The organism is Halomonas sp. XH26 (genome assembly GCF_024138895.1).
Lineage (GTDB): Bacteria > Pseudomonadota > Gammaproteobacteria > Pseudomonadales > Halomonadaceae > Vreelandella > Vreelandella alkaliphila.
The window spans coordinates 1,595,789-1,622,353 of record NZ_CP071889.1; the positions used below are offsets into that span (position 1 = coordinate 1,595,789).

Here is a 26,565-nt window from a genome sequence, read left to right on the forward strand (position 1 = left end):
CTATGACCACATTGATGATTCAGGGCACCACCTCGGATGCGGGCAAAAGCACGGTGGTTGCTGGGCTTTGTCGCGTGTTAAAGCGCCGTGGTATCTCAGTCGCGCCATTTAAACCGCAAAACATGGCACTCAATAGTGCGGTCACTAGCGACGGCGGTGAAATTGGCCGCTCCACTGCGTTACAAGCGCAGGCGGCGGGTGTGGTTCCCCATAGTGATATGAATCCGGTGCTATTAAAGCCGGAAACCGATCGCGGAGCCCAAGTGATTTTACGCGGTAAAGTGCATGGCCACATGGATGCACTGGATTACCACGCGTTTAAGCGCACGGCGAAAGAGAGCGTCATGGCGGCATGGCAGGCCCTGGAAAGCCGCTTTGATATGATCATTGCCGAAGGCGCGGGCAGTCCGGCGGAAATCAATCTGCGTAAAGGCGATATCGCTAATATGGGCTTTGCCGAAGCTGCCGACTGTCCGGTTTTGTTAGTAGGCGATATTGACCGCGGCGGTGTGTTTGCTCAGCTAGTAGGAACGCTGGCGCTATTAAGCGACAGTGAGCAGGCACGCACGAAAGGATTTATTATTAACCGTTTTCGGGGCGATATTGGCCTTTTAGAACCGGGGCTTGAGTGGTTAGAAGCGCGTACTGGCAAGCCAGTTCTGGGCACCTTGCCTTACTTGCAGGGCCTACTGCTGGATGCTGAAGATAGCATTGGTCGGGTTCACGCTGAGAAAGCCAATCACACCCTTAAGGTGATTGTTCCCGCGCTGCCGCGTATCAGCAATCATACGGATTTTGATCCGCTGCGCTTACACCCTCAGGTATCGCTTACCTTTGTAGGGCCAGACCAACCGATTCCACCTGCTGATGTAATGATACTGCCGGGGAGCAAAAGCACCGCCAGTGATTTAGCCTGGCTAACACGCCAGGGCTGGAGAGACGCGATTGCTCGCCATTTGCGCTACGGTGGCAAGGTGCTGGGGATTTGCGGTGGTTTTCAAATGCTGGGTGAGTGGATAGATGACCCGCACGGCTTGGAAGGCGCGCCCGGGAAGGTAGCAGGTTTGGGGTTGTTGCAGGTATCCACGAGAATGGTCGCGGGCAAGCAGCTGCGCAATGTCAGCGGCGTTATGGTCGGGCAAGAAGCGGCTGTAACGGGCTACGAAATCCACAATGGTGTGAGCAACGGGGATGCACTCAATCGGCCGCTTTTTGATTTAGGTAGCCACGTGGATGGCGCTATCAGTATCGATGGCCAAGTGATGGGCACTTACTTGCATGGGTTGTTTGACCACCCTGAAGCCTGCCAAGCGTTGCTTACTACGTTAGGGCTAGCAAGTGCGGCACCCGTCGATTATCGCGCCCACCGCGAGCAAGCGCTTGATCGACTGGCTGATACGCTGGAAGCGCACTTGGATATTGATGCGGTGTTGGCGATGGTAGGGGCGCATTAAGCGCCCAGAATGCTGAGTGTTTATTCTTGCGGTGGGCGCTTTGCCATCAAAGTAATCTCGACGGTGCTGCCCCCGCAAATATTTGGTGACTCGGTGCAGGTGCGTGCTGGGTAGCGGCCCGGTTCAAAAAACTCCGCGTAGATACTGTCTAATGCATTGATCTGCCTTAAGTCTGCGAGATGAATGTCGACTCTAACAATATCCGCCAAGCTGCCTCCCTCTTGTTTTAACATGCGTTCAAGTTCGCGCATGACGAGGCGTGTTTCTTCTTTGACATCTCCACGAGTGGCTTTGCCGTTAGAAAGATCCATAACCGTCAGCCCTGAAATAAACACATAATGATCATCGATAACCATGTGACTACCAGGGAAACTCGGTTTGGGTAACGTGGGATCGTCGATATACTGTGGCATTGGCTCTCCTTAGCGACAAATAAGCGAGTCGCGCTTAGTGCGACTCTGCTACTAGAGTGTAGTTCCTTTGGGAGCAGAGGGTGGTGCTATCGATAGCTTTGCTCTAGGCTGGCCAACTTTTAAGGTTTCCCCGTTGTTGATGTGATTTTAAATTCTCATGAGAGAGCGTAATGAAGGTAGTTCATATTAGTCAGAGCGCCCCGCGTAATGCGTGTTTGGCAACCTTGTGTGCCAAGGTATACGGTCAGCAAGCTGGGTTAACGCCGCTGGTAATTTTTACCGGCACGAAAAACGTGCTGTTTGACCAAGAGGCAGCCCGTCTTTTGGCGGGTGTCGATGGCGATGGTAAACCCCTGGCGCTAGCATTGCTGGTGTTGGATGAGGCTGGCGAGGGGATGACGGTAACCCACGCTTGCGAGTTTGTTGATGGTGCTAAAGCGCGTCTAATCAGCGAGTTAAGCCTCAAAGCCCCGCTGCGCGTTGAGGTAAGTGATGCCACCCAAGAAGCGTTCTATCAGCAGTGCGGGTTTAAGCGTTGGTTTGATGGGGAAAATGGGCAACGTGTTGGTTTAGGCGCACGTCATCCTGCTAAGCATAGCGATGAACTGACGCCCACGTTGAGCCTGGATGAGGCGCTAATACTGCGCCGATTTAAGCATGACCCCACTGCATTTGCTGAGGCTAAAGACGCTTTTTTGTCAGGTTTAAACAGCTTCCCAGCTACCCTGTAAGGCGATAGAACACTCAGTGAGTGGATGGATAACGGTACGGTGACTACCCCTTAGCACCTGCTGCTCCTGATCTTTAGGTGTTATTACGCTACTTCTTATATAGCTAAGACTAAAAGACGACGTTTACGTAAGCGTCGTTTTTTCATTGCTGTGTTGTCGACAGTTTGAATGATTTTTTCGGTTTTTAAGCGTATTTTGCATCCATTTAACCCATAGGGGATTATTTTCCAGTCGGCGTGTCGACAATATTTGGGTCAGCCATAAAGGGGTATGCACGAAAAGTCGAATATTAACTTGGTGGATAGCTGAGTAAAAAGCACGTACCTAACAAAAACAATACTCACAAGGATTCAATAATGAACAATCAGACACCGTGAGGAATCGTCGTGCTGCTCAAAAGAAAGTATGGGGAAGAACATCCCTACTGGCCGGTTGGCCCATTCAAAGTTCGCCTACCTTTTATTCATTTCCGTTGGGAAATACCTGAGACCATCCAAGCGCTGGTAATGTTTGTTATCGGGCTAGGGATGATTCCTCTATTAGAACAATATCTAGGGCTTCCTTATGAAGTGGCGTTGGCCTACGTCGTCGTGTGCGGCATTGGTTTTATTCTTCCCCCGTTGTTGGGTGTTCCGTTTGTGGCCGGTTGGATCACGCCCGCGATACCTGTGGTACTGCTGTTTATTGGCCAGTTTGAACCGGGACCAGAAGCAATCCGCGCGATGGTAGCGCTGCAGCTCATGGTCACCGCGATTTTTCTATTTATGGCGGTAACTCGGTTAGGAACAACGCTGGTTAATAGCGTGCCGGATTCAATTAAAGCAGGCATTTTACTCGGCGCAGGCATTGCGGCAATTAGCGGCGAGATTAGCGTTGGGGGCAGGCTGTACGAAACGCCTATTTCGCTGGGGATTGGCGGTTTAATTACGCTTTATGTGCTGTTTTCACTGTCATTTCGTGACTTGACTGAAAAGTTTCGCTGGGCACGCAATATCGCCGCCTACGGCATGGTGCCGGGGATGCTAATCACCATGGCGATTGGCTGGGGAGTTGCCGAATACCCGATGCCTTCGGTTGAGTGGGGCATTGCGATACCCGATTTTGCCGGTATCTGGGCGTATCTACCGTTTACCATTGGTGCGCCGGGTATCGATCTACTGGTTGCGGCAATCCCAACGGCTATCATCGCGTATATCATCGCATTTGGTGACATTATTGTTGGTCAAAGCCTGATCAAGCGTGTCGACCACTTACGCCCGGATGAAAAAATTGAGGTGAATGTCGATCGCGTTCATCTAATTACCGGTTTGCGTAACCTGATGCACTCCATGTTTGCCCCTTACCCTGGGCTGGCCGGGCCGCTCTTTACCGGGGCGATGGCAACCATTGCAGAACGCTACCGCTATGGCCGCGGGGCGATGGATACCATCTACTCAGGAGCATCAGTGTTTTGGATTGTCGGGTTCCTGGCACTGTTCTTATTGCCGTTGGTAACGCTTTTCCGCCCGGTGTTGCCAATTGCGCTGTCGATTACGTTGCTGATTACCGGTTACCTATGCATTGCAGTAGCGGTTGAGCAGATTAAGAACGCCACCGCCATGGGCGTTGCCGGGATTATGGGTGTAGTGTTGGCCACCCACGGCGCAGCCTGGGGGCTCGGTGTTGGGGTGATTCTGTACTTCATGATTGAACACCGTTCGCGGAGCCACGCCAATGACAAGGCTGAAGAGCCTATCCATGTAGAAGAAGATATGGCGGTCGAAAAGGAGTTGGTGAGTGAAGCAGAAGAAAAACCAGCCCGTTAGTTAACCAGCAGTTAACACAACGCTTGCGTAACTATTGGGCGGTTTGAAAACCGGTGGGTCTTAACAGGCCTGTCGGTTTTTCGTTGGAACAGCGCGTTCCGCTATTGGCAACAAAAATCCATGCTCTTGTCATGATGTTGTTCGCTAAGCTCGCTAAAATAGCCTTATTGTTGATGACTTAGGCTGAGGAGCGGTGTATGGCGCTAGCAATGATGGATACTAATAAACGCTATGGGATAGTCAGTCGCCTGCTTCACTGGGGGATGGCACTATTATTTGTATGGCAATTCAGCAGTGCTGCGGCGCGGGTGTTTTTCGAAGACACTCCGCTCGAATCTTTTTTATGGGGCACTCACAGCCAAGTGGGCGTGGTGCTCCTGGCGCTTGTGGTCGTGCGAGGCGTCTGGGCGTTAATCAACGCACCTCGCCGCCCGACCTCGGTTAGTGTGATGGCAACGTTGGGGCACTTGGCACTGTATGGTTTGATGATCGCAGTGCCTACGATTGCACTAATTCGCCAGTACGGTTCAGGTCGTGCGCTGGATGTATTTGGGTTTAACCTAATGCCAGGCTTTGATGGTGAAAAAATTGCCTGGATGACCGAGCTTGGCGGTTTGCTGCATGGCGAACTTGGTTGGACACTGCTGGCGCTGATTGTAGGCCATGTGGTGATGGCAATTTTGCACCGCAAATTGACCAACCATGATGTGCTTTCACGCATGACTTAGTGGGAAGCGTTAGTCGATTAGGTTTGCAAAAACAGCGCGTTCTATCGAACGCGCTGTTTTTTTTGATTAAAATTTCAGATGAGATAGTAATACTGTCCTTTTCGACGAATTGCTACTTAGCTAACTCGCGCATCGCTGTTTCCAGTCCTTCCATGGTCATGGGATACATGCGGTCATCGATAACGTCACGAATTAACTGGGTCGAGTAGGTGTACTCCCAGGCACGGGGTGGCATGGGGTTTAACCACGCCAAGCGTGGAAACGTATCAGCCAAGCGTTTTAGCCACACGCCGCCAGGTTCATCATTGAAGTGTTCCACGCTGCCACCCGAGTGAGTGACTTCGTAAGGCGACATGGCGGCATCACCGACAATCACCACCTGATAGTCCGCGCCGTAAGTGTGCAACACATCCATGGTCGGGATGCGCTCGTTACGGCGCCGCATATTGTTACGCCAAACCCCTTCGTAGAGGCAGTTGTGGAAGTAATAATGTTCCAAGTGTTTGAATTCGGAACGTGCCGCTGAGAATAACTCTTCGCAGACGCGAATATGATCATCCATCGATCCGCCGACATCTAAAAACAGCAGCACTTTAACCGCATTATGACGTTCGGGGCGCATTTGAATGTTGAGTAACCCTGCATCCCGTGCGGTTTCGCGGATAGTGCTGTCTACATCAAATTCGTCCAGCGCTCCTTGGCGGGCAAACTTGCGTAGCCGCCGTAAGGCCATTTTGATATTGCGGGTGCCCAGTTCAAGCGAGTCATCGTAATCGCGAAAACGTCGCTCGTCCCAAACTTTGGTAGCGCGACGGTGGCGCGAACCATCTTGGCCAATGCGTATGCCTTCGGGGTTGTAACCATACGCTCCAAAAGGGCTGGTGCCACCCGTGCCAATCCACTTGTTGCCGCCCGCGTGGCGCTCTTTTTGCTCTTCCAGGCGCTTTTTAAAGGTCTCAATCAGCTCTTCAAGACCACCCAGCGACTCAATTTTGGCTTTCTCTTCGTCGCTGAGCTGCTTTTCAAATTCGCGTCGCAGCCACTCATCGGGAATGAGCGCCTCGATTGCCGAATCCATGTCTTCAAGGCCTTTAAACCAGGCGGCAAAGGCACGATCAAAGCGGTCAAAGTAGCGCTCGTCTTTGACCATGACAGTACGCGCCACTTGATAAAACGCTTCCATATCGGCAAACACGACGCCACGTTCGACCACCGCGTGCAGGTCGAGCAATTCGCGCAGAGAAACGGGCACACCGGCACGTTTGAGGGCATCAAACAGACCAATAAACATGGCTTAGCGCCCCGTACTCTTTTGGCGACGCATCATAAACGCCAGGCGCTCTAGCAGGTGAGTGTCCTGCTCGTTTTTAACCAGCGCGCCCGCCATCGGCGGTAGGGCTTTGGCCGGATCGCGGTTATACAGCGCTTCCTGGGCCAGCTCGTCAGCCATTAGCAGCTTGAGCCAATCCACCAGCTCTGAGGTAGAGGGCTTTTTCTTGAGCCCTGGGGCGTTGCGCAGATCGAAGAACACTTCCAAGGCTTCGCCGACCAGCTTGGGGGCGATATCCGGAAAGTGTACATCCACAATCGCCTGCATGGTTTCGCGGTCGGGGAATTCGATGTAATGGAAAAAGCAGCGACGTAGGAAAGCGTCGGGTAGCTCTTTTTCGTTATTCGAAGTGATCACGATAATTGGGCGCTGTTCGGCGCGAATGGTTTCGCCGGTTTCATAAACATGAAACTCCATACGATCCAGCTCTTGCAGCAGGTCGTTGGGAAACTCGATATCCGCTTTGTCGATTTCATCAATTAGCAGCACCACGCGCTCGCCCGCGGTGAAAGCTTCCCACAGCTTGCCGGGCTTGATGTAGTTACCGACATTTTCCACCCCTTCAACGCCCAGCTGGGAATCGCGCAGGCGGCTGACCGCATCGTACTCATAAAGCCCTTGAGCGGCTTTGGTGCTGGACTTGATATGCCAAGTAATCAGCTTAGTGCCCAGGGATTCAGCGAGTTCCTCGGCTAGCAGTGTTTTACCGGTACCGGGTTCACCTTTGATGAGAAGTGGACGCTGTAGCACAACCGCGGCATTGACTGCCTGTTTGAGTGCATCAGTTGCGATGTAAGAAGAGGTTGAATCAAACGCCATGGGGAGTGCCTCGGCTTGTCGAAACGAGTTGTTTAAAAATAGATTCAAACAAGTGTACGTGAGGGTAAACCCCATAGCCAACTAGTGGATAGAGCAATTGGCTATCAGCCCTGCCAGTTGGGGGGCACAATCCCTTGGCGCTGCATTTGCCGATACACCGTGGGACGCGAAACGCCTAGCTCACGGGCAACCGCGCTGATATTCCAGTGATGTTGCTTGAGCAGATCGATAAGTGAACCTGAAAGGGCTTCGCTGGCGTTCGTTTCAAGTTGGGCCGACGCGTTGCGGGTAATTCGCTGGCTAAGGCACTGTTCTGGCAGATCGTGAACGGTGATTTCGTCACTTTCCGAAGTGGCCAGGGCAAAAGCAAGAGCGTTTTTAAGTTGACGGATATTGCCGGGCCAGGAATACGCGAGCAGCGCACTGATAGCATCTGCGCGTAGACGCGGCGATATTTGCGTGGCGCGTTCGGCGGCGACATCTTCAAACACGCGGCGAATAACAAATAGCTTATCGGCGCGTTCGCGTAGCGCGGGTAGTCGCAGCTGAGCACCGTTTAGCCGGTAATAGAGGTCTTCGCGGAATTCTCCTTGCTGGATCATTTCTTCGATATGGCGATGGGTGGCCGTAATAACACGAATATCGATTTTAACTGGCGTGTTAGCCCCCAGCGGCATGACTTCCCGTTCGGCCAGCACGCGCAACAGCCGGGTTTGTAGCGCTAACGGCATATCTCCGATTTCGTCTAAAAACAGCGTGCCTCCATGAGCCTGTGGAATAAGCCCGCGCATCCCTTTGGAGCGGCCGCCGGTAAAGGCGCCAGGTTCGTAGCCAAACAGTTCGCTTTCAATCAGTGACTCGGGAATGGCCGCACAGTTGACGGCAATAAACGGTTGTTTGGCGCGGTTGCCGCTTTCGTGCAGCGCCCGTGCAACCACCTCTTTACCGGTGCCGGTTTCGCCGCTAATCAGCACGTTCACGTTAGCTTCATTACGCAAGCGGTCGGCCAGTTTTTGTACTTTGCGCATCGCAGGGTCGTCGGCACCCAGCCGAGCTAAGGGTTCCGGCAGTTCAGAAGTAAGCGGTGTTGCCCGTTGCGCCATGCGGGGGCGGCGGGGCTCCAGCAGGCTTATAAAGTGGATGGTGTTGCTGGCGCGAGCGCGGAAGGCACGCAATTGATCATCAGTACCGCTATTAATACTGAGTATATCGGCGATCTCACACTCGAATAGTTCACCCAGCATTGGGGTGTAATTCGTGGACCAAGGTGGCCAGCGGTGCTGGTGTTCAGCGATTAGCTCGCGGCCTACGGCGTTGGCAGCGATGACCTGTCCATTCTCTTCAATGGCGATTAAACCACGCCCGTTGACGTGCACAAATTCCCGCGAAGTATCTAGACGCACCATCAGGCAGTCGCGGTAGCGCTGCAGAAAATAGGCATCCTCAATCATGCGCGCATAAAGCGTTACCAACGATAGGCTGAAATTCTGGCTTTCGTGCTGGGTAGGCGACTGCAGCGCGGAGATATCTAACACGGCCATCACATTACCCTGAGGGTCAGCAATAGGAGCGGCGGTGCAGGTCAGCGAGATATGGGATGCATCGAAGTGTTCTTGGCGGTGGCAGATAATCGCCTGGCGATCATGCAAGCAGGTACCGACAGCGCAGGTGCCTGCAAAGCGTTCATCCCAGTCAGCCCCCAGGTAGAGGCCTGCTTTGCGTAATTGCTGGTCTTGGTTGGGGTCGCCGCGAAACTCAACGGTAATGCCGCGGTGGTCGGTGACGAGTAGTACGTAGCCAAGCTGCGCTATTTGCCCATAAAGCTGATCGACCCCGGCGCGGGCGACATGCAGTAATTCATCAACAGACTCGCGGTGCTCAATCAATGTTTGCTGCGGCACCACCCGCGCTGGGCGTGGATGAGTGGGGTCTAGCTGATACTCATTTAGGCAGCGCAGCCAGGAACGACGAATGGTGGCTTGGGCAGGCAAGCTGGGGGTATCTAGCCCTTCACCGAGCTGAAAAATATGCTCGATATGTCGACGTTGTTCAGATTGAAGCCGTGTAGGTGCAAGCGTGGAATGCAGCATGGCGTTACTCGTTGGGCGCTGTCGTTATTGTTCTTTCAGCCTATGCGCTTTACCTCCAGAGTCAACGTGGTCTGCTTACGCCGTTAGTCGTGCGTTACACCTGTAACGTCAAGCTGTAAACGGCGTGACAGGTGTACATGGCTCTCTATTGGTTACTCAGTAGGTGATAAGGCTCGGCGAGGGCGCTGTAAACCCTTCCCTGGGCGCTACTTTTGCCATCCATGGCAAAAGACCCTCGCTACGCCTTATCACTGTCTTGTATCTCGTTAAGGCTGTATTTTTGTTTATTTTTCAGCTTGTTGATGTGCTTTTCAGGCTGTTTGGCACGGTAGCTGCTTAGGGTTGTGTGCATCACAGTTAACTCAACAATAACAAATGCACATGGAGTACCCGCTATGTCAAAGATAACGGCACAAGTCCAGCAAACCCCCACGGATACTGTTCAAGCGTGGCTGCACGATTTTGATACTGCCCTTCAAACCCAGGATATTGAGCGAGTGCTGTCTCTGTTTGGAGACGAGTGCTACTGGCGTGACTTTCTTACGTTTACCTGGAATTTAAAAACCTGCGAAGGCAAAGATGAAATTCAGGCCATGCTCAATGCCACGCTCAATAACGCACAGCCTACGGACTGGCAGTTAGAAGGCGAGGCCACTGAAAACGGCGACGTCTACGATGCGTGGTTTACTTTCAATACCGCGGTTGCCCGTGGTAAAGGCTATTTGCGCCTTAAAGGAGGCAAGTGCTGGACGTTGTTAACCACCATGCAAGCACTGAACGACTACCCCGAGCAGTGCAATCACCATCGTCCCAAAGGGGCTGAGCACGGTGCCAATAAGCAGCGTGAAACGTGGTTGGAGTCACGGCAGCGTGAAGAAGCGGAGCTGGGCTATACCCGGCAGCCTTACTGCGTGATTATTGGCGGTGGCCAGGGCGGTATTGGTTTAGGCGCACGGTTAAGGCAACTGGGTGTGCCAACGATCATCATTGAGCGAAACGAGCGCGCGGGAGACTCCTGGCGTAAGCGCTATAAGTCGCTCTGCTTGCACGATCCAGTGTGGTACGACCACCTTCCCTATATCCCTTTCCCAGATAACTGGCCGGTATTCGCCCCGAAAGACAAAGTGGGCGATTGGCTGGAAATGTACACAAAAGTGATGGAGCTCAATTATTGGAGTTCCACCGAGTGTCAGAATGCTAGCTATGACGAAGCCGCAGGCGAGTGGGTGGTTAAGGTTAAGCGCAACGGCGAAGAGATCACGCTACGGCCCAAGCAGTTGGTAATGGCTACCGGTATGTCTGGGATGCCGAATGTGCCTAAATTCCCAGGGGCAGAAAACTTTGCAGGTGAGCAGCAGCACTCTAGCCAGCACCCGGGGCCGGATGCCTATAAAGGTAAGAAATGCGTCATCGTGGGCTCTAATAACTCGGCCCATGACATTGCCGCCGCGTTATGGGAGCACGATGCCGATGTCACCATGCTGCAGCGTTCATCTACTCATATTGTGAAGTCAGACTCACTGATGGAAGAGGTGTTAGGACCACTTTATTCGGAAGAGGCTGTGGCGAATGGGTTAACCCATGAAAAAGCCGATCTAGTGTTTGCCTCGATTCCGTACAAAGTATTACCGGATTTTCAGCGCCCCGCCTTTGAGGCGATTAAAAAGCGCGATGCTGAGTTTTACCAAAAGCTTGAGAAAGCAGGCTTTATGCTCGATTTCGGTGACGATGAATCAGGGCTGTTTTTGAAGTATTTACGTCGCGGTTCGGGCTATTACATCGATGTAGGTGCATGCGACTTGGTGGCCAGTGGCGATATCAAACTGCGCAGTGGCGTAGGCATTGAGCACATTAATCCGCACTCCATCACGCTGACTGATGGCAGCGAGCTTGATGCTGACTTGATCATCTATGCCACCGGCTATGGCTCGATGAATGGCTGGGCGGCGCGGCTTATTTCTCAAGAAGTGGCCGATAAAGTCGGCAAGTGTTGGGGGCTAGGTTCCGACACCACCAAAGACCCCGGCCCATGGGAAGGAGAGCTGCGCAATATGTGGAAGCCCACTCAGCAAGAGGCACTGTGGTTCCATGGTGGCAACCTACACCAGTCGCGGCATTACTCACGCTATTTAGCGCTGCAGTTAAAAGCACGCATGGAAGGGCTAGATACCCCTGTCTATGGCCTGCAGCCAGTTCATCATTTGGGCTGAGCGTTTATACGAGTCGGTATACCGGCTCGGTTCAATTAATTAAAGAGGAGAGACGCTCATGCAATTGAATGGAAAGACTGCATTAGTCACTGGCGGAGGGCGTGGCATAGGCCAGGGTATTGCTATGGCATTGGCAAAAGCTGGTGCGGATGTGGCCGTCGCCGACTTGGATATCGAAATTGCAGAAGAAACGGCTGCTAAGGTCGAAGCGCTTGGCCGTCGTAGTATTGCGCTACAGGTCGATGTTTCGTCCTCCGAATCGGTGCATATGCTGATACAGGCGGTGCAAGAATATTTCGGGCAACTAGATATTGCTGTCAATAACGCAGGAATTATCAGTATTCATTCGGTTGAGGAGCTGTCTGCGCAGGAGTGGGACCGTGTCATGGCGGTCAATGCTAAAGGTACATTTCTGTGTACACAGGCTGAGTTAGAAGTCATGCGGCCACGCCGATATGGGCGGATAGTTAACGTCTCTTCCATCGCTGGCAAGGTTGGGTTTCCTAATCTTTCCCATTATTCCGCTTCTAAGTTTGCGGTCATTGGCTTTACCAATGCTGTCGCTAAGGAAGTCGCATCCGATGGCGTGACAGTGAATGCGCTATGCCCTGGGGTCGTCGGCACTGGTATGTGGCGGGGAGAAGATGGTCTTGCTGGGAGGTGGCGCGAAGAGGGGGAAACTGAGCAGGCCTCCTGGGAGAGGCATCAAAAAACCTTACTGCCTCAGGGCGAAGCACAAACTCCTGAGGATATGGGGCAACTGGTGGTCTATCTGGCTTGCGCCGAACACGTAACTGGTCAAGCCATTGCAGTAGATGGGGGATTTTCTCTGTGACCTATAGCAAAGATGAAAAGAGCACTATGCAGGCAGCGGTTTGGTATGCAGCGAAAGATCTGCGTGTTGAGCAAATGCCGATACCGACGATTAACGACCCTCATGAGGTAAAAGTTAAGGTGGCGGCGTGTGGTATTTGTGGTAGCGATTTGCACGAATACGCCGCTGGGCCGATTTTTATTCCGGTCGATAAGCCGCACCCCATTAGCGGTGAGCAAGCACCAATTATCATGGGGCACGAATTCGCTGGTGAAGTGGTAGAGGTAGGCGACAAAGTAACTCGGGTGAAAGTGGGGGATCGCGTCGCTATCGAGCCGATTCTTTCACCTAACCAGAACGGTGCTTATCAGATGGAGCGCTACAACCTCACGCCACTATTGGGTTTCCATGGCCTTTCTGGCGGCGGCGGTGGCTTCTCGGAGTTCACCGTGATGGGGGAGCACATGGTGCATAAGCTGCCGGATGACCTCAGCTTCGAGCAAGGGGCACTGGTAGAGCCAGCGGCGGTTGCTTTGCATGCCGTTCGTCAAAGTAGTTTGAAGGCAGGGGATAGCGCAGCGGTATTTGGCGCGGGCCCGATTGGCTTAATGACCATCGAGGCACTAAAAGCAGCAGGCGCCGCTCAAATTTACGCCGTCGAGGTAGCTCCTTCACGTAAAGCTAAGGCCGAAGCGCTTGGTGCTATCGTAGTGGACCCGCAGCAAGAAGATGCAGTGGCGAAGCTACAAATGTTGAGCAACGGTGGCGTTGACGTAGCGTTCGAAGTGACCGGGATTCCGGCCGTACTGAATCAGTCTTTGCACAGCACTCACGAAGGCGGTGAAGTAATCGTGGTCAGTATTTGGGAAGGAGAGGCCAGTTTCCATCCCAACGATTTGGTCATTAAAGAGCGTACCATGAAGGGCATTATTGCCTATCGCCATGTTTATCCGGCGGTAATGGCACTAATGCAGCGAGGCTACTTCCGCGCTGAAGATATGGTAACCCAACGCATCCCGCTAGCAGATATTGTTGAAGAGGGATTCGAGGCACTGTTGAGTGATAAAGCGCAGGTGAAAATAATCGTCACGCCCTAGCGCCGTTGCAGGAAACGACCAAAGGCCATCCTATGATGGCCTTTTTTGATTGTAAATTTTGATTTAATAATAAGATTTTTAACTAATTGATAACAAAAAGATAATTTTTATAATTCATGAAACGTAAATGTAAAAATAGTGTAACCGGCGACAAAAGCTGAATTAATGCATACATTTTACTAATCAAAACGATCTAAGCAGCATTGCTGCATGAATGACGCTATCCATTACCTAAGAAGAGGGTGTCGCCATGGTAAAGGGTGAGCAAGCAAGGCTACAGGCACTGCGCCAACTAGCGCTTTTGGATACCCCGCCAGAAGAGCGTTTCGATAGGATTGTTCGGCTGGCAATCCAGTTTTTTGGTGTAGAGGCTGCGCTGGTAACGTTAGTCGATGAAGATCGCCAATGGTTTAAATCCCGACAAGGGATCGCGCTTACCCAAACGTGTCGAGAAGAGTCGTTTTGTGCCCATGCCATTCAGGAAGAAGGAATTTTTGAGATTGAAGATGCCAGCCAAGACAGCCGTTTTAAAGACTTTGTTTTGGTAAAAGTACATAGAGGCATACGCTTCTACGCGGGCATACCAATGACAACGGTGGATGGCTTCAGGATAGGAACGCTTTGTATTATTGACTCCGTGCCACGGCGTTTAAATGAGCAGCAGCGTCAGGTGTTAAAAGATTTAGCAGCATGTGCTGAAGACGAGATCAACCGATCACGCTAGAAGCCCTTCTCTGCTCAACGTTAAACGGAGTTTCCAATAGAGCGATTCGTTATGAGGCAAAATCAGCCTGTCATGCTCATAGATGGTGCGCTTTGGCATTGGCAACAACGCCTTGCGATAAGTATTTAGTTTTTATTTTTTATAAGATTTTGTTTTAATTCATTAAAAATTAAATTGGCACGCAGTTCGCTATGTATTAGGTAAGAAGCAAATGAACAGAGTTCCCAGCGTTAAATAGGCGTCTCTTCCTTCTTTGCTAAATCGCCCCGACAGAGATTGGTAAGCGATACACTGAGTGAGCTGGCGTGCTCCACCTGGGTCCCCTTCGGGGGACTTTTTTTATATCTGCCCTTTGTGCTTGATTTTTATAACCGATGCTGTCCGCCGACAGAGCTTGATATGTAAAACTTATATTAAAATAACACAACAAGTTTGGAAACGCTGTTCGATTAGTATATATTGTATAGGTAGCTGGAGTTACCGGCACCAATCCCGAGTAAGATGTAAGAGGATGACCCTGATGAGTAAATTAAAATTAGTTTCTGCTGCTGTTCTTACCGCTAGCGCATTGATCGCCAGCCAAGCAGCACTCGCTTACGAAGCAGGTGACGTTTTCGTACGTGGTGGTGTCGCCCAAACGGATACGGGTTCTGGAAATGGCAATGTTGGCGCGGCAGATCTAAACGTACAAAGCGCGCGAGGATTTACGTTTGGCGCGGGTTACCTGTTCACCGATAAGCTTGGCGCTGAACTGAACAGCTCCGAGAAGTTCGAACACGACCTCAACACCAGCCCTGGTGGCAGCGCAGGCAGTGTAGACCGTCTGCCGATTAATCTGTTGGTTAACTACTATCCGATGGGTGGTTTAGACTCTAAGGTTCAGCCTTATGTAGGCGTTGGCTTGAACTATACCCGCTTCTCAGGCGAGCCCACTGGATTAAGCGTTGATGAAAGCTATGGCGCGATCGGCCAGGCGGGGGTTGATTTAGCGGTTACCGATAACGTCATGCTAAATGGTTACGTTAGCTATGCAGACGTGAATGCTGACATCAATGCAGGTGGTAACAAGGTCGGTAAAGTAAACATGGAACCCGTTACTATCGGTGGTGGCGTTACCTACCGCTTCTAACGAGAAGTGCGCAGGGTGATCTTGCCCTCGATCTGATAGTCGCCCGGCCTGGGGAGTTGATCCTTGGGTCGGGCGTTTTGTTGATCAGGGGGTCAAGTTTTTGAAGCCACTCTCTGTGACAACGACGTTATCTTCAATACGGATGCCGCCACAGTTGGCTAACGAATCAACGACTTTCCAGTTAATCGGTAGTGCCTTGTCGCGCAATGGAGCCAGCAACATAGGGATATAGTAGAACCCAGGCTCTATCGTTACTACCATGCCAGGGCGCAGCGTACGGGTTAAACGTAGCGCTGGGTGCTGTGCAGGAGCGGGTGAGGGCGTTCCATCTGGATGGCGAAGCCCGGCCACATCATGAACCTGCAGCCCTAACGAATGCCCTAAACCGTGTGGGCAAAAAGCTCGCGTGATTCCCTCATCAATTGCCTGTTCTGCGCTGCCCTGAAAAAGGTCATTGGCAATCAGAATATCTGCCAGCAAACGATGCATTTGCTCATGTAACGCAATGAACTCGACGCCTGGAGCAACGCTTTCGACCAGCGTGTCTTTTACATGATGAATGCCGTCAATTAAATCACGATAGATGCCTGGCGCGTCAGGGCCTGCATAAGTGCGTGTAATATCCGCGCAGTAACCGCGAAAACGGCGACCAGCGTCAACCAATAGGCTATGTCGTTGCGTGGGACTGTTTAGGTCATAGTGTTGGTAGTGTAATACGCCCGCATGATCATTTAGCCCAATAATGTTCTGGTAGGGGACATCAGACTCCCTCTGTCTGCTGGCAGCCAGGTAGGCCAGTTGAATATCTAGCTCAGCCGATGCGCCAATAAAAGCAGCCTGCGCGGCTTGATGTCCTGCTATGGCAAGCCGGTTGGCTTCGCTTAAACAAGCTATTTCATAAGCTGTCTTCAACATGCGCAGTTCATCGAGGGCCCTAACCAGAGGTTCGGGCTGATACTGTGCGTCTAGTGCTTGGCGTGTGGTGGCCTCAATATCACCGATCACTGCCGCGCGACCGGCTAACGTTGGTGTGGTCTTTTCGCTACACAGGTGGATATCAAACTCAGTTACCCATGGTTCTTCAGGCAGGCGAGTAGGCAAATGCCAGAAATCTGCTGGCGCATACAGATACAGCTGTGGGCGCTTGCCGGCTTGAATCACCAACCAACTGTGCTGAATATCGGCCATGCCTACCCAGTGCATAAAATGGCCGTAAGTTTGGAAGGTTGGCGTTTGGTCGTCGCCAAAGTGTGCGCTAGCGTGGCCGCTATAGATGGCTAAGCTATCGAGACTGTGACTGGTTAACAGGTCTGCATAAGCTTGCTGTAAATGCGCTAAGTGTTCGCGCTGCAGGTTAAACAAAGAGGCTGACATGCAGGTGGTGTCCTTTTTTTCAATGGCGGCTTGGCTAGTGTCTCAGGGTACGGTATCAAGTCGGGCTATTGCTTTAACTACGGGCTTAACTGCGGGGTGGAGCAAGCTCACTCCACAGGCTATCCAGCTCTGCGTGATGCTGGTTTTGGTGCCGATATAGTCGTAGCTCCATCGGAACATCCCAGCGGCTATCGCCGGCTCTGATTAATGTGCCGTTGGCGAGCTCAGCGGCTATGTTGCGTTCGGGTAACCAGCTCATGCCATAGCCGAGAAGCACCAGCTCTTTAATACCTGCCGCATAGAGATTTTCACTTTGCGCCGTGAGGTAGGTGCTTTGCGGTAAGCGAGCGAGATGCGCCTTTACTGCTGAGCCCAATAAGCCGCGCTTTGGATAGGCCAGCCATGGCGCTGGCTGCTGTCGCGAGCCGGGTAGCAACGCGCAAGGTGTGCCATTCGCATCTAGTCCTGTGACAGGAATCAAACGCTCGTGGCCAATGACCCGATACGTGCAGGCACTGGTATCAATATCTAGATCGCAACGCCCGATTGGCCAATAGCAGATTGCAAGATCGCACTCTGCCCGACCAAGCGCTTGAAAATAGTCGTTTGCCACCCAGCCAGTTGCACGCAAATAGGGCTGTATGCGCTCTTGCCAGCCCGTAGCAGCAAGCCATTCTGGCAAGAACTGCGGGAGTAAGCTCTGTGGAGCAGCCACCATGATGCGGCGCTGCTGCCCGGCGCTAATTTCGCGCACGCGGTCACGCGTTAAGCGCACGCGATCAGTTACCTGCTCGCACAGCGTCAGGAACTCCTCTCCCGCGGGGGTTAGCGAAAGTGGCAACGTCTGCCGGTTGATCAGCGTCACGCCCATCTCTTCCTCTAGCAATTTAATGCGTCGGGAAAAGGTGGGCTGTGTAACGTGCTGCTCATCCGCTGCGCGAGAGAAGTGTCGCGTTCTGGCCAGGGCGATAAAGTCTTCTAGCCAGCGAATTTCCATGTCTTACCTCGTCGTGCTGCCAAACGTGATGCTGTCGTTAAAATTGGCGTCATAGGCGGCCTTCTTCAACAGCGTGGCACGCAACGCGAGTGCCGTCATCCTGCGTTTGCAGGGTAGGGATTTCCTGACGGCAGCGGGCGTTGGCATAGGGGCAACGGCCATGGAATACGCAGCCGCTCGGTAAGTTGACCGGTGTAGGCACTTCTCCGGTAAGACGAATATGCTGGGGGCGATCATCTTTTAAGCGTGGAATAGCGGATAGTAGCGCCTGGGTATAGGGATGGCGCGGTTTCGCAAATAGCGTTGCAGTTGTGGCCACTTCACACACCGTGCCTAAATACATCACCGCTACGCGGGTACCAAAGTGCTCAACCACTGCCAAATCGTGGGTGATAAATAGATAGGTCAGGTTACGAGCTTGTTGGGCCTCCATCAGCAGGTTGAGCACTTGCGCCTGAATGGAGACATCCAGTGCCGAAATGGGCTCGTCGGCAACAATAAACTCAGGATCAACGGCTAGGGCGCGTGCTATGGCGATACGCTGGCGCTGACCGCCGGAAAACTCATGCCCAAAACGTTTGCCCCAATCGGGGTCTATCCCCACGGACCCCATAACGTCTTGGACCTTGTCGAGTATCTTCTCTCGGTTCCAGTCTGGGTGGTGCAAACGCAGTGGTTCTTCCAGCGTTTGCTGAATCGTCATCCGTGGATTAAGCGAGGCATAAGGATTTTGGAAAATCATCTGCATGCGCTTGCGATAAGGCAATAGCTGACGAGAGCTCAAATTATCAATGCGCTGCCCGTCATAGCGGATTTCACCCTCTGTGGGGGTGAGTAAGCCCATTACCGTGCGTGCCACGGTGGACTTACCGCAGCCAGACTCACCCACCACGCATAGCGCTTCACCGCGTTTAATATCAAGGTTAACGCCATTAATCGCGTGTACATGCTCCTGGTGACGCACCAGCTTGCCGCCTTTAAAGCGCAGCTGTTCCAAAAAATCCCCTGATAATGAAAAGCGCTTCTTAAGGCCACGAATTTGTAGTAACGATTCGCTGCTCTCTTCATTTTGCGTGGGCGTAGCGTGGCGAGTTTCGACCTGAGCACTCATTGTGTTTCCTCCTTCAGGCGACGATCTTCAAGCATTTCAGCCACCATATGGCAGGCGACACGGCAATTGCCGGATTCGACAAATTCAGGCACTTGCTGGGTGCAGGCCGGCCGTGGTTGACCATCTGCCCTATTGATGAAGTCGCAGCGAGGATGAAACGCGCAGCCGCTAGGTAAGTTAGAGAGTGATGGCATGCTGCCACGGATCTGGTTGAGCTTTTCACCTGGGGTCGCCATTTGTGGTAAGGCGTTGATCAGCCCTTGGGTATAGGGGTGCTGAGGATCGTTGATAATTTCCCGTGTGAGGCCTTGCTCAATAACACGACCGGCATACATAACCAGCATGCGCTGGGTGACCTGACTCACTACCCCCAGGTCGTGAGTGATAAGAATCAGGCCGACGTTGTGCTGTTCGCATAGCTCAAGCAACAGCGCCATGATTTCCGCTTGGATGGTTACGTCCAGGGCGGTAGTCGGTTCATCGGCAATGATAATATCGGGATCGAGCAGTAGGGCGATGGCGATAATAATACGCTGACGCATACCGCCAGAAAGCTCATGAGGGTACTGGTCCAAGCGTGTTTCTGGCGATGGGATTTGTACCTGTTGCAGCTTGTCCAGGGCAATCGCGCGGGCTTCTTTGGTAGAGATCCGTCGATGGGCTTTTAAACACTCGACCATCTGCTCACCAATCGAGAGCACGGGGTTCAGCGTCATCATCGGATCTTGGAAGATCATCGAGATGCGGTTACCGCGTATTTTGCGCAGGCCGCGCTCAGACATGGTGTTAAGCGTCTGACCTTCAAACGTTATGCTGCCACCCGCGATAAAGCCGGGTTTGGCGATTAGGTTAAGTAGCGAGAAGGCGGCAACGGATTTACCCGCGCCAGACTCGCCTACGATACCTAAGCGCTCGCCGCGCTCCAGGGTGAAGTTGACATCGCGTAGAGCGCGCACTTCACCTTGGCGAAGGGCAAAACGTACATCGAGTTGTGAGACTTCAAGTAGTGCCATGGTGTCCTCAGCCTTTATAGAGTCGTGGGTTCATGACATCACGTAGCCAATCGCCCAATAGATTGATAGACAGCACCAGCACAATGAGTACTGCTCCAGGAATTAGGGTGATCCACCAAGACCCCGATTGGATATAGTCAAAGCCCGATTTGATGAGTGACCCAAGCGATGGGTGGGTTTCGGGCATTCCCAAGCCTAAAAATGACAGCGCAGCCTCTGAAATAATCGCGTTGGCAATTTGCACCGTTGAGATAACAAAAATCGGCGACATGGTATTAGGCAGCACATGGCGGAACATAATGCGTTTGCTACGTAGCCCCATAACGCGTGCAGCATCGACGTACTCTTTGTTTTTCTCAGCCAGCACCGAAGCGCGCACCGTACGTGCATACTGAGGCCACTCGGCTAACCCGATAATCAAAATAAGCATGAGTACGGCATATTGGCTGTAGAACGCGCTGCCCATAGTGGCTTTCACTAGAGCGCCCACCACGATAGCGACCATCAAGGTGGAAAATGACAGCTGGATATCGGCTAAGCGCATTAAAAAAGCATCAATGCGGCCGCCTAGGTAGCCTGCCATTAAGCCGAATGTTACGCCGAGCAGTGCTTGAAGTATGACCGCGCCAAAGCCAATCAGTAGCGATACGCGGGTTCCGTAGAGAATAATCGACCATAAATCGCGCCCCTGGGCATCGGTGCCTAGGCTGTAACGCTCATCGGCACCATCAATCCAAAAGGGTGGCAGCTCGGACGACATAATGTCGATTTGAGCCAGATCATAAGGATCGGTAGGGGCTAGCAATGGGGCTGAAAACGCTGCGATCACTAAGCAAATAAATACTGCGAGGCACAGTTGAGCCGTGCGGTCGCGTTTGAAGCTGTACCATAAATAGGAGTCGCGCAGGCGTTCCCAGCGGCTGGGTGCAGTCGTTGTTGTGGGCGTTGTCATGCGGGCTTACCTGTTAGTTTTACGGTGGGGTTAACGAAGCCGTAGATCAAATCCACAATGGTGTTCGTCACCACGAAAATGACGCCGACAATCATCAGGTAGGTAACAATCAGCGGTATATCGGCTCGGTTAATCGCATCAAGGAACATCAGTCCCATGCCCGGCCATTGGAAAACGGTTTCGGTCAAAATGGTGTAAGCCACCATGGTGCCGATCTGTACGCCGCCAACGGTGATAACCGGCAGCATGGTGTTCTTAAGCGCGTGCACAAAGTAAACGCGTCGCATTGAAATGCCTTTGGCTCGGGCATACTTCACGTACTCTGACTGCAGTACTTCCATCATTTCTGCGCGAATCAGGCGGATAAACAGCGGCAACATAATCGATGCTAGTGAAATAGCGGGCAGTACCAAATGCTGTAAACCGTTCCAAGTCGCCAGGTTGGTGTCCCAGTGGCCTACCACATGTACTAAGTCATAGCCACGGCCAAACGATGGCATATTGCCTTCTGTCGACAGCAGGCCATTTAGCCAAGCTCCCCAACTGGTACTTTCAGGAAACAGAGTGATAGTGATGCCAATCGCAAAAATCTGAATCAATAAGATGGCGGTCAAAAACACCGGTATCGAAATGCCGATGATCGAAGCGCCCATAAAAAAACGTGATATAGGAGAGCGAGGTTTTATCGCGCTATAAACGCCAATCGGTACTGAGAAAAGCACAATAATCAGCGTAGCCGCAAACACCAGTTCAAGGGTTGCGGGCAAATGCCGGGCGATAACCTCCAGCGCAGGTTCACGATAAAAATAAGAGTCGCCAAAATCGCCTTGAACGGCGTTTTTCGCAAAGCGTGCATACTGAACTATAAACGGATCATTTAAGCCCAAGCGCTCGCGAATGGCTTCACGCTCGCTTTCGGGAACCGACTGACCGACCATCTGTTGTACAGGGTCACCCAGGTTATCCTGGATGGCGAAGGCCAGTACACTGATGACAAACATCACCAATATCGCGTGCATCAGGCGCTTGATTAAAAAAGCAATCATGGCGTACGCCACCTATGTCATAGGTTTAATAGAGAGTTAATTGCAAGTTAGGGCGAAGCCTATGATGAGGCTGTTGACCACATACAACGCTTCGTCCCCCAAAGCTTTGGGGAACGAAGCATCCTTGCACGTGTGAAAGTAAGCGTGGCAATTAGCGACTAATTACCAGATCACCTAGATAGGGGAAGTCTAGGGCGTTAACAACCGGCTCGATATCAACGCCGTTAGCTGCACCATAGGCAAGGTTCTGCCAATGCAGCGTGATGTAGCCCACGTCTTCATAAAGCATGGCTTCGGCTTCACGCAGCATTTCATTGCGTTTTTCGAGATCGGTTTCGCTATCTGCCGCAGTCACAAGTGCGTCGATTTCTTCGTTGCAGTAGCTGCCGTAGTTGTACTGGCCAGCGCCAGTCTCTTCATCAATACAGAAAGAGAGGTATTGGAAGAAGTTGGCGGTGTCTTCGGTGTCAGCGTGCCAGCCAATCATCGCCATGTCGGAAGCGCGCTCGTCATACTCAGGCCAGTACTGGGCAAGCGGCATGGTGCGCAGATTAACGTTAATGTTAATTTGTGCCAGCATGTTTGCCACTGCTTGAGCGATCTGAGCATCGTTCACATAGCGGTTATTGGGTGCGATCATGTCAACGCTGAACCCTTCCTCGTAGCCCGCTTCTGCCATCAGCTCTTTGGCGCGTTCAATGTCATAACGAGGCACTAAGTCAGGGTTGTGGCCGGAATAGCCTGCGGGAGAGAACTGGCTTGCTGGCGTCGCGAAGCCGCGCATTAAGCGGTCGGCAATACCTTCTTGGTTAATCGCCAGATCAACAGCTTGACGCACACGTGCATCCTGGAAGGCTTCAACGCGCTCTTCGTTCATTTGGAAGCCAATGATGCGCGTACCATCCACTTCTACTAGGTTGGCGTTACCGGCTTCGCGAACACGGTCCAGGTCGTTGGGCGGGACGGCATCGATAAAGTCAACGCCGCCTGACAGTAGTGCCGCCACGCGTGAGGCATTCTCAGCAATAGGTGTCAGGACAATTTTAGAAACGTTGCCTTCGCTTTCGGTATCCCAGTAATCCTCAAAGCGTTCAAAATCAACGCGGACACCTTGGCGGCGTTCAGTGATAATAAATGGGCCTGTGCCCGATGCATTACGCGATGCAAATGAGTTGCCCGCTTTGACGATTTCTGCTTTTTCATTGCCGCTGTCCGTTTCACCCGTGTAGAACTCGCTATCCATCGGGAAAATGTAAGTCGCAAGGTTGAGCAGTAGCGGGTAGGGCTCAGTGGTTGTAATTTCGACAGTGTAATCGTCAACTGCTTCGGCGCCTGCGACGGGCTCAAAAATAGCGCGATAATCGGGGCTCTCTTTCAGGCGCTCAATGGTCCATACCACGTCTTTGGCGGTGAAATCGTTACCTGAGTGAAACTTGACGCCTTCACGCAGCGTCATGCGTGTCGTGGTTTCGTCTACCTGTTCCCATTCGGTCGCCAGACGCGGCTCAAACTCGAAATCTTTTGTCCAACGTACCAACGGGTCAAACGCTAAGTGTGAAAGGCGCAACATGCCGCCAGATAACTGCTCGTGGATATCGAGGGTTTCAGGATCGGCAGAGTAACCAATGCGCAGGGTTTCTGCGCTCGCGGTCATGGGCAGCATCGTCGTGCCTGCAACCACAGCACCAATAACAGAAGCCAGTAGCGTTTTCTTAAACGTCATAATGTTTCCCTTTGTATTGTTTATTGTTCACTTTGCTGGCCAAAGCAAGTGTGTTTAAAAACAGTGTGTTTAAAAGCTAAGTGCTCTTAAAAACCAGCAAAACAGACACGGTCAGCTTGCAAGCTGTTCTAACAATATTCTGTTCTCTTTAAACATAGAGAGTGGGGGGCGCGTCATACAATCGAAATAATGAGAGGTATCATTCATCTGCTGAATGACAGGGCTGGGCACGGCATTAAGAGGAAAGGAGATTAGACGAAGGTGTAGGGAGTGTGAGCCGCTATTTAGGCGCTTCTGCTCAATAGCGGCATCTGTATAAAGGTGTTTTAAGCGAAATGTTGGTGCAACCAGCGGTTAATGGCATCTGACTCGTAGAGCCACTCTTCACGGCCGTCTTCATGATTAATTTTTAAACAAGGAACTTTAACCTTGCCACCGCCTTCTTGAAGGGCTTTTTTATGGGCAGGGTCTAGCTGAGCATCGCGCAATTCGATCTTTAGGCCCAGCCGAGCGATTTCTTTGCGTACTTTGATACAGAAAGGGCATGTCCGGAACTGGTAGAGGGCTAGGTGTTCACAGGCGGCATCGACTTTCGCTTGCTCTTCCTCGGTACGCTCTACCGATTTAGGGGTTGAAAGCTTCTCTGAGATCAACATGACGGGGGCTAGAATAAGGCGAACACCTCTGAAAAAATAGCGAATTAAAACGCGCATCGTAAGCTCCCTCGGTAGCACTGACACTGGTCAGCGATAAGATATGTATGAATGATCGTATTTAAGAGATCATGAGCAAAAAGGTAGCCGCATCCTGCATCAAACTGGGCGTTTTGTCACTTCTGAACGAGCTTAGGCGCTAGCTTTAAAGCCAAGACCTGCCTTGAACTAGATGAGCAAGTTAACGTTGCATGCTAGTCTCAGCAGCTTAGTTAACTGGTTAAGTAAGGAGCGCTTCACCTATGCGTCTGCATATTATGGGTATCTGCGGCACTTTTATGGGGAGCCTGGCTTTGCTAGCGCGGGAGTTAGGGCATCAGGTGAGCGGCTCAGATACGAACGTTTATCCTCCCATGAGTACCCAGTTGGAAGAGGCAGGGATCACCTTGATGGAAGGGTATCGCGCCGAAAACCTTGCTGATCAACCTGCACTTGTCATTGTAGGAAATGCGCTATCGCGGGGTAATCCCGAAGTCGAGGCGCTGCTAAATAGCGGTTTGCCCTATACCTCAGGTGCTCAGTGGTTGGCTGAACATGTACTGCCTGGCAGGCAAGTCATTGCTGTTGCAGGTACTCACGGTAAGACCACCACTGCCAGCCTTTTAGCATGGCTATTGGAAAGCGCTGGCTTAACGCCTGGGTTTTTAATTGGCGGCGTGCCGCGTAATTTTGGCGTGTCGGCACGCTTAGGTCATCACGACAGCCCCTTTATTGTCGAGGCTGACGAGTACGATACGGCGTTTTTTGATAAGCGCTCTAAGTTTGTTCACTACCGCCCCCAGATTGCGGTGATGAATAACTTGGAGTTTGACCATGCCGATATATTCCCTGACCTTGCAGCGATTGAGCGCCAGTTTCACCATTTGGTGCGAACTGTGCCGAGCCAAGGCTGCTTGCTGGTTGCTGATCAACAGCCAGCGCTGGAGCGTGTTCTGGCAATGGGGGCATGGTCGTCGGTCGAGCATTTCGGCACGTTAGAGAGCAGTGAGTGGCAACTGCGTTTGGAACGTGCTGATGGTAGTCGTTTTCAGGTACTCCACATCGGGGCAAACAGCGAAGAGGACGGCGTGGTCGAGTGGGCGTTAACCGGTGAGCACAACGCGCGCAATGCACTCGCGGCACTTGCTGCAGCGAGCCGTTGCGGTGTGAATCTCGCTCGCGCTTGTGCCGCTCTCGCGCGTTTTAAAACACCCCGTCGGCGTCAGGAAATCATCGGTGAAGTGGACGGCGTACAAGTTATTGATGACTTTGCTCACCATCCAACAGCAATTGCAGCGACGTTAAAAGGGTTGCGCGCAGCCACCACCAAAGGGCGACTACTCGCGGTGATTGAGCCTCGTTCCAACACCATGCGTTTAGGCGCTCTACGTGCCCGACTAAACGAGAGCGTTGCTGATGCGGATGCAGTGTTCTGGTTTCAACCGGCAGGGCTTGATTGGTCAATGGAGGCGTTAGTGGCTGAACAAGGCGAGAGCGCTGAGCTATATAGCGATATAGATGCACTTGTTAAGGCGGTTGTTGCTCAAGCGTCACCACTCGACCGTATTGTTGTTATGTCTAATGGTGGTTTCGAGGGCGTTCACCAGCGTCTATTGAGTGCGCTATCTGCCAAGGAGCAAACTGAGTGACAGACTTTAAACCTCCGGTGACGGTGGCGCTGACAGGTGCTTCAGGGGCGCAATATGGCCTGCGCTTGATCGACGTGCTGGTGGCCTCAGGGCATGAAGTGTGGGTAATGATCTCCAAAGCGGCACACATGGTTATTGCCACTGAGACTGATGTGTCGTTACCCGCTCAGCCAAAACGCTTAGTAGAGGCGCTTACTGAGCAGAGTGGTGCCAAGCCCGGTCAAATCCGCTGTTTTGGGCGTGAAGACTGGATGGCGCCCGTGGCATCGGGGTCCGGCGCTCCCTCTGCGATGGTAATTTGTCCCTGCTCTACAGGTACGTTGTCTGCCGTCGCAACTGGCGCGAGCAATAACTTAATTGAGCGTGCCGCTGACGTTGCCATCAAAGAGCGGCGGACATTAGTCATGGTGCCGCGTGAAAGTCCATTTTCCCCTATTCACCTAGAGCACATGCTGGCGCTAAGCCGCCTGGGTGTCGTGATTTTGCCTGCGGCCCCCGGCTTTTATCATCGCCCAGAACGGATAGAAGATTTGATCGACTTTGTGGTCGCCCGGATACTCAATCAGTTAGGTATTGCCCACTGCCTTGTACCGCGTTGGGGAGAGGGCCATGAAACCACGTCGAACGATACAGATAACGAAGTAAACAGCACGGAAGAGTAATG

Annotated in this window: 23 protein-coding genes; 11 read left to right on the top strand and 12 right to left on the bottom strand. The window is 52.2% G+C overall.

Going from position 1 to position 26,565, the window contains the following annotated elements; genetic code table 11:
• Nucleotides 1-2: 2 nt before the first annotated feature.
• Nucleotides 3-1,454, top strand: a complete 1,452-nt coding sequence (locus J4377_RS07375) for a cobyric acid synthase (RefSeq protein WP_253487782.1) — start codon at nucleotides 3-5, stop codon at nucleotides 1,452-1,454.
• A 20-nt stretch (nucleotides 1,455-1,474) separates the two neighbouring features.
• Here the strand turns inward: J4377_RS07375 and J4377_RS07380 are convergent, their stop codons facing one another.
• A complete protein-coding gene (locus J4377_RS07380) occupies nucleotides 1,475-1,867 on the bottom strand; it encodes a RidA family protein (RefSeq protein ID WP_038483550.1) in 393 nt (130 codons plus the stop codon).
• A 170-nt stretch (nucleotides 1,868-2,037) separates the two neighbouring features.
• On the opposite strand from J4377_RS07380, the gene J4377_RS07385 reads away from it, so the two are divergent.
• The 3 genes from J4377_RS07385 (at nucleotide 2,038) to J4377_RS07395 (ending at nucleotide 5,131) form a co-directional block, all read left to right on the top strand.
• Entirely contained in the window at nucleotides 2,038-2,598 is a 561-nt protein-coding gene (locus J4377_RS07385) for a hypothetical protein (RefSeq protein ID WP_253487784.1), read from the top strand.
• A gap of 386 nt (nucleotides 2,599-2,984) precedes the next feature.
• The gene (locus tag J4377_RS07390; RefSeq protein WP_120387084.1) at nucleotides 2,985-4,403 is read left to right on the top strand and encodes a xanthine/uracil/vitamin C permease; all 1,419 of its coding nucleotides are present in this window, start codon (nucleotides 2,985-2,987) and stop codon (nucleotides 4,401-4,403) included.
• A gap of 197 nt (nucleotides 4,404-4,600) precedes the next feature.
• Nucleotides 4,601-5,131: a cytochrome b gene (locus J4377_RS07395; RefSeq protein ID WP_095604203.1), complete on the top strand. Its 531-nt coding sequence runs from the start codon at nucleotides 4,601-4,603 to the stop codon at nucleotides 5,129-5,131.
• Between the two features lie 112 nt (nucleotides 5,132-5,243).
• On the opposite strand, the gene J4377_RS07400 is transcribed toward J4377_RS07395, so the two are convergent.
• The 3 genes from J4377_RS07400 to J4377_RS07410 form a co-directional block, all read right to left on the bottom strand.
• Nucleotides 5,244-6,422: a VWA domain-containing protein gene (locus J4377_RS07400; RefSeq protein ID WP_009723564.1), complete on the bottom strand. Its 1,179-nt coding sequence runs from the start codon at nucleotides 6,420-6,422 to the stop codon at nucleotides 5,244-5,246.
• A 3-nt stretch (nucleotides 6,423-6,425) separates the two neighbouring features.
• Nucleotides 6,426-7,280: a MoxR family ATPase gene (locus J4377_RS07405; RefSeq protein ID WP_095604201.1), complete on the bottom strand. Its 855-nt coding sequence runs from the start codon at nucleotides 7,278-7,280 to the stop codon at nucleotides 6,426-6,428.
• Between the two features lie 104 nt (nucleotides 7,281-7,384).
• The gene (locus J4377_RS07410) at nucleotides 7,385-9,370 is read right to left on the bottom strand and encodes a sigma-54-dependent Fis family transcriptional regulator (RefSeq protein ID WP_253487786.1); all 1,986 of its coding nucleotides are present in this window, start codon (nucleotides 9,368-9,370) and stop codon (nucleotides 7,385-7,387) included.
• Between the two features lie 395 nt (nucleotides 9,371-9,765).
• Here J4377_RS07410 and J4377_RS07415 point away from each other — a divergent pair, with 395 nt between their 5' ends.
• The 5 genes from J4377_RS07415 (at nucleotide 9,766) to J4377_RS07435 (ending at nucleotide 15,344) form a co-directional block, all read left to right on the top strand.
• Complete coding sequence (locus tag J4377_RS07415; RefSeq protein WP_253487787.1) at nucleotides 9,766-11,580, top strand: NAD(P)/FAD-dependent oxidoreductase; 1,815 nt, start codon at nucleotides 9,766-9,768, stop codon at nucleotides 11,578-11,580.
• A 58-nt stretch (nucleotides 11,581-11,638) separates the two neighbouring features.
• Entirely contained in the window at nucleotides 11,639-12,415 is a 777-nt protein-coding gene (locus tag J4377_RS07420; RefSeq protein ID WP_095604198.1) for an SDR family NAD(P)-dependent oxidoreductase, read from the top strand.
• A 26-nt stretch (nucleotides 12,416-12,441) separates the two neighbouring features.
• Entirely contained in the window at nucleotides 12,442-13,491 is a 1,050-nt protein-coding gene (locus J4377_RS07425) for a 2,3-butanediol dehydrogenase (RefSeq protein WP_038486701.1), read from the top strand.
• 250 nt (nucleotides 13,492-13,741) lie between these two features.
• Nucleotides 13,742-14,215: a GAF domain-containing protein gene (locus J4377_RS07430; RefSeq protein ID WP_051626454.1), complete on the top strand. Its 474-nt coding sequence runs from the start codon at nucleotides 13,742-13,744 to the stop codon at nucleotides 14,213-14,215.
• A gap of 520 nt (nucleotides 14,216-14,735) precedes the next feature.
• Nucleotides 14,736-15,344, top strand: coding sequence for an OmpW family protein (locus tag J4377_RS07435; RefSeq protein WP_174412718.1), 609 nt, complete (start codon nucleotides 14,736-14,738; stop codon nucleotides 15,342-15,344).
• Nucleotides 15,345-15,428: 84 nt separating this feature from the next.
• On the opposite strand, the gene pepQ is transcribed toward J4377_RS07435, so the two are convergent.
• From pepQ to J4377_RS07475, 8 genes are all read right to left on the bottom strand, one after another.
• Nucleotides 15,429-16,718, bottom strand: coding sequence for a Xaa-Pro dipeptidase (gene pepQ, locus J4377_RS07440; protein ID WP_120387081.1), 1,290 nt, complete (start codon nucleotides 16,716-16,718; stop codon nucleotides 15,429-15,431).
• 85 nt (nucleotides 16,719-16,803) lie between these two features.
• Nucleotides 16,804-17,715, bottom strand: a complete 912-nt coding sequence (locus J4377_RS07445; RefSeq protein ID WP_038483571.1) for a LysR family transcriptional regulator — start codon at nucleotides 17,713-17,715, stop codon at nucleotides 16,804-16,806.
• Between the two features lie 49 nt (nucleotides 17,716-17,764).
• Nucleotides 17,765-18,826: an ABC transporter ATP-binding protein gene (locus tag J4377_RS07450; protein WP_038483573.1), complete on the bottom strand. Its 1,062-nt coding sequence runs from the start codon at nucleotides 18,824-18,826 to the stop codon at nucleotides 17,765-17,767.
• The gene (locus tag J4377_RS07455) at nucleotides 18,823-19,839 is read right to left on the bottom strand and encodes an ABC transporter ATP-binding protein (RefSeq protein ID WP_038483575.1); all 1,017 of its coding nucleotides are present in this window, start codon (nucleotides 19,837-19,839) and stop codon (nucleotides 18,823-18,825) included. Before J4377_RS07455 ends, J4377_RS07450 begins: the two co-directional genes overlap by 4 nt.
• Nucleotides 19,840-19,846: 7 nt before the next feature.
• On the bottom strand, nucleotides 19,847-20,791 hold the full coding sequence (locus J4377_RS07460) for an ABC transporter permease (RefSeq protein WP_038483577.1): 945 nt from the start codon (nucleotides 20,789-20,791) through the stop codon (nucleotides 19,847-19,849).
• A complete protein-coding gene (locus tag J4377_RS07465) occupies nucleotides 20,788-21,837 on the bottom strand; it encodes an ABC transporter permease (RefSeq protein ID WP_120387078.1) in 1,050 nt (349 codons plus the stop codon). The genes J4377_RS07460 and J4377_RS07465 overlap by 4 nt, the downstream gene beginning before the upstream one ends.
• Nucleotides 21,838-21,988: 151 nt before the next feature.
• A complete protein-coding gene (locus J4377_RS07470; RefSeq protein ID WP_120387077.1) occupies nucleotides 21,989-23,560 on the bottom strand; it encodes an ABC transporter substrate-binding protein in 1,572 nt (523 codons plus the stop codon).
• A gap of 326 nt (nucleotides 23,561-23,886) precedes the next feature.
• Nucleotides 23,887-24,273 carry a glutaredoxin gene (locus J4377_RS07475; protein WP_083003374.1) on the bottom strand — a complete coding sequence of 129 codons (387 nt, stop codon included), beginning with the start codon at nucleotides 24,271-24,273 and terminating at the stop codon, nucleotides 23,887-23,889.
• A 242-nt stretch (nucleotides 24,274-24,515) separates the two neighbouring features.
• Between J4377_RS07475 and mpl the strand changes: the two genes are divergently transcribed.
• Together mpl and J4377_RS07485 are read left to right on the top strand one after the other, a co-directional pair.
• Nucleotides 24,516-25,901 (top strand): UDP-N-acetylmuramate:L-alanyl-gamma-D-glutamyl-meso-diaminopimelate ligase, encoded by a 1,386-nt coding sequence (gene mpl / locus J4377_RS07480; protein ID WP_253487789.1) that lies wholly within the window; start codon nucleotides 24,516-24,518, stop codon nucleotides 25,899-25,901.
• The gene (locus J4377_RS07485) at nucleotides 25,898-26,563 is read left to right on the top strand and encodes a flavin prenyltransferase UbiX (RefSeq protein WP_253487797.1); all 666 of its coding nucleotides are present in this window, start codon (nucleotides 25,898-25,900) and stop codon (nucleotides 26,561-26,563) included. The genes mpl and J4377_RS07485 overlap by 4 nt, the downstream gene beginning before the upstream one ends.
• Nucleotides 26,564-26,565: the final 2 nt, after the last annotated feature.

Bases quoted from the DNA above. Each gene is read 5' to 3' on its own strand.
- J4377_RS07375 (WP_253487782.1), top strand. From the start codon at position 3: ATGACCACATTGATGATTCAGGGCACCACCTCGGATGCGGGCAAAAGC.
- J4377_RS07380 (WP_038483550.1), bottom strand. From the start codon at position 1,867: ATGCCACAGTATATCGACGATCCCACGTTACCCAAACCGAGTTTCCCT.
- J4377_RS07385 (WP_253487784.1), top strand. From the start codon at position 2,038: ATGAAGGTAGTTCATATTAGTCAGAGCGCCCCGCGTAATGCGTGTTTG.
- J4377_RS07395 (WP_095604203.1), top strand. From the start codon at position 4,601: ATGGCGCTAGCAATGATGGATACTAATAAACGCTATGGGATAGTCAGT.
- J4377_RS07400 (WP_009723564.1), bottom strand. From the start codon at position 6,422: ATGTTTATTGGTCTGTTTGATGCCCTCAAACGTGCCGGTGTGCCCGTT.
- J4377_RS07405 (WP_095604201.1), bottom strand. From the start codon at position 7,280: ATGGCGTTTGATTCAACCTCTTCTTACATCGCAACTGATGCACTCAAA.
- J4377_RS07410 (WP_253487786.1), bottom strand. From the start codon at position 9,370: ATGCTGCATTCCACGCTTGCACCTACACGGCTTCAATCTGAACAACGT.
- J4377_RS07415 (WP_253487787.1), top strand. From the start codon at position 9,766: ATGTCAAAGATAACGGCACAAGTCCAGCAAACCCCCACGGATACTGTT.
- J4377_RS07420 (WP_095604198.1), top strand. From the start codon at position 11,639: ATGCAATTGAATGGAAAGACTGCATTAGTCACTGGCGGAGGGCGTGGC.
- J4377_RS07425 (WP_038486701.1), top strand. From the start codon at position 12,442: ATGCAGGCAGCGGTTTGGTATGCAGCGAAAGATCTGCGTGTTGAGCAA.
- J4377_RS07430 (WP_051626454.1), top strand. From the start codon at position 13,742: ATGGTAAAGGGTGAGCAAGCAAGGCTACAGGCACTGCGCCAACTAGCG.
- J4377_RS07435 (WP_174412718.1), top strand. From the start codon at position 14,736: ATGAGTAAATTAAAATTAGTTTCTGCTGCTGTTCTTACCGCTAGCGCA.
- pepQ (WP_120387081.1), bottom strand. From the start codon at position 16,718: ATGTCAGCCTCTTTGTTTAACCTGCAGCGCGAACACTTAGCGCATTTA.
- J4377_RS07445 (WP_038483571.1), bottom strand. From the start codon at position 17,715: ATGGAAATTCGCTGGCTAGAAGACTTTATCGCCCTGGCCAGAACGCGA.
- J4377_RS07450 (WP_038483573.1), bottom strand. From the start codon at position 18,826: ATGAGTGCTCAGGTCGAAACTCGCCACGCTACGCCCACGCAAAATGAA.
- J4377_RS07455 (WP_038483575.1), bottom strand. From the start codon at position 19,839: ATGGCACTACTTGAAGTCTCACAACTCGATGTACGTTTTGCCCTTCGC.
- J4377_RS07460 (WP_038483577.1), bottom strand. From the start codon at position 20,791: ATGACAACGCCCACAACAACGACTGCACCCAGCCGCTGGGAACGCCTG.
- J4377_RS07465 (WP_120387078.1), bottom strand. From the start codon at position 21,837: ATGATTGCTTTTTTAATCAAGCGCCTGATGCACGCGATATTGGTGATG.
- J4377_RS07470 (WP_120387077.1), bottom strand. From the start codon at position 23,560: ATGACGTTTAAGAAAACGCTACTGGCTTCTGTTATTGGTGCTGTGGTT.
- J4377_RS07475 (WP_083003374.1), bottom strand. From the start codon at position 24,273: ATGCGCGTTTTAATTCGCTATTTTTTCAGAGGTGTTCGCCTTATTCTA.
- mpl (WP_253487789.1), top strand. From the start codon at position 24,516: ATGCGTCTGCATATTATGGGTATCTGCGGCACTTTTATGGGGAGCCTG.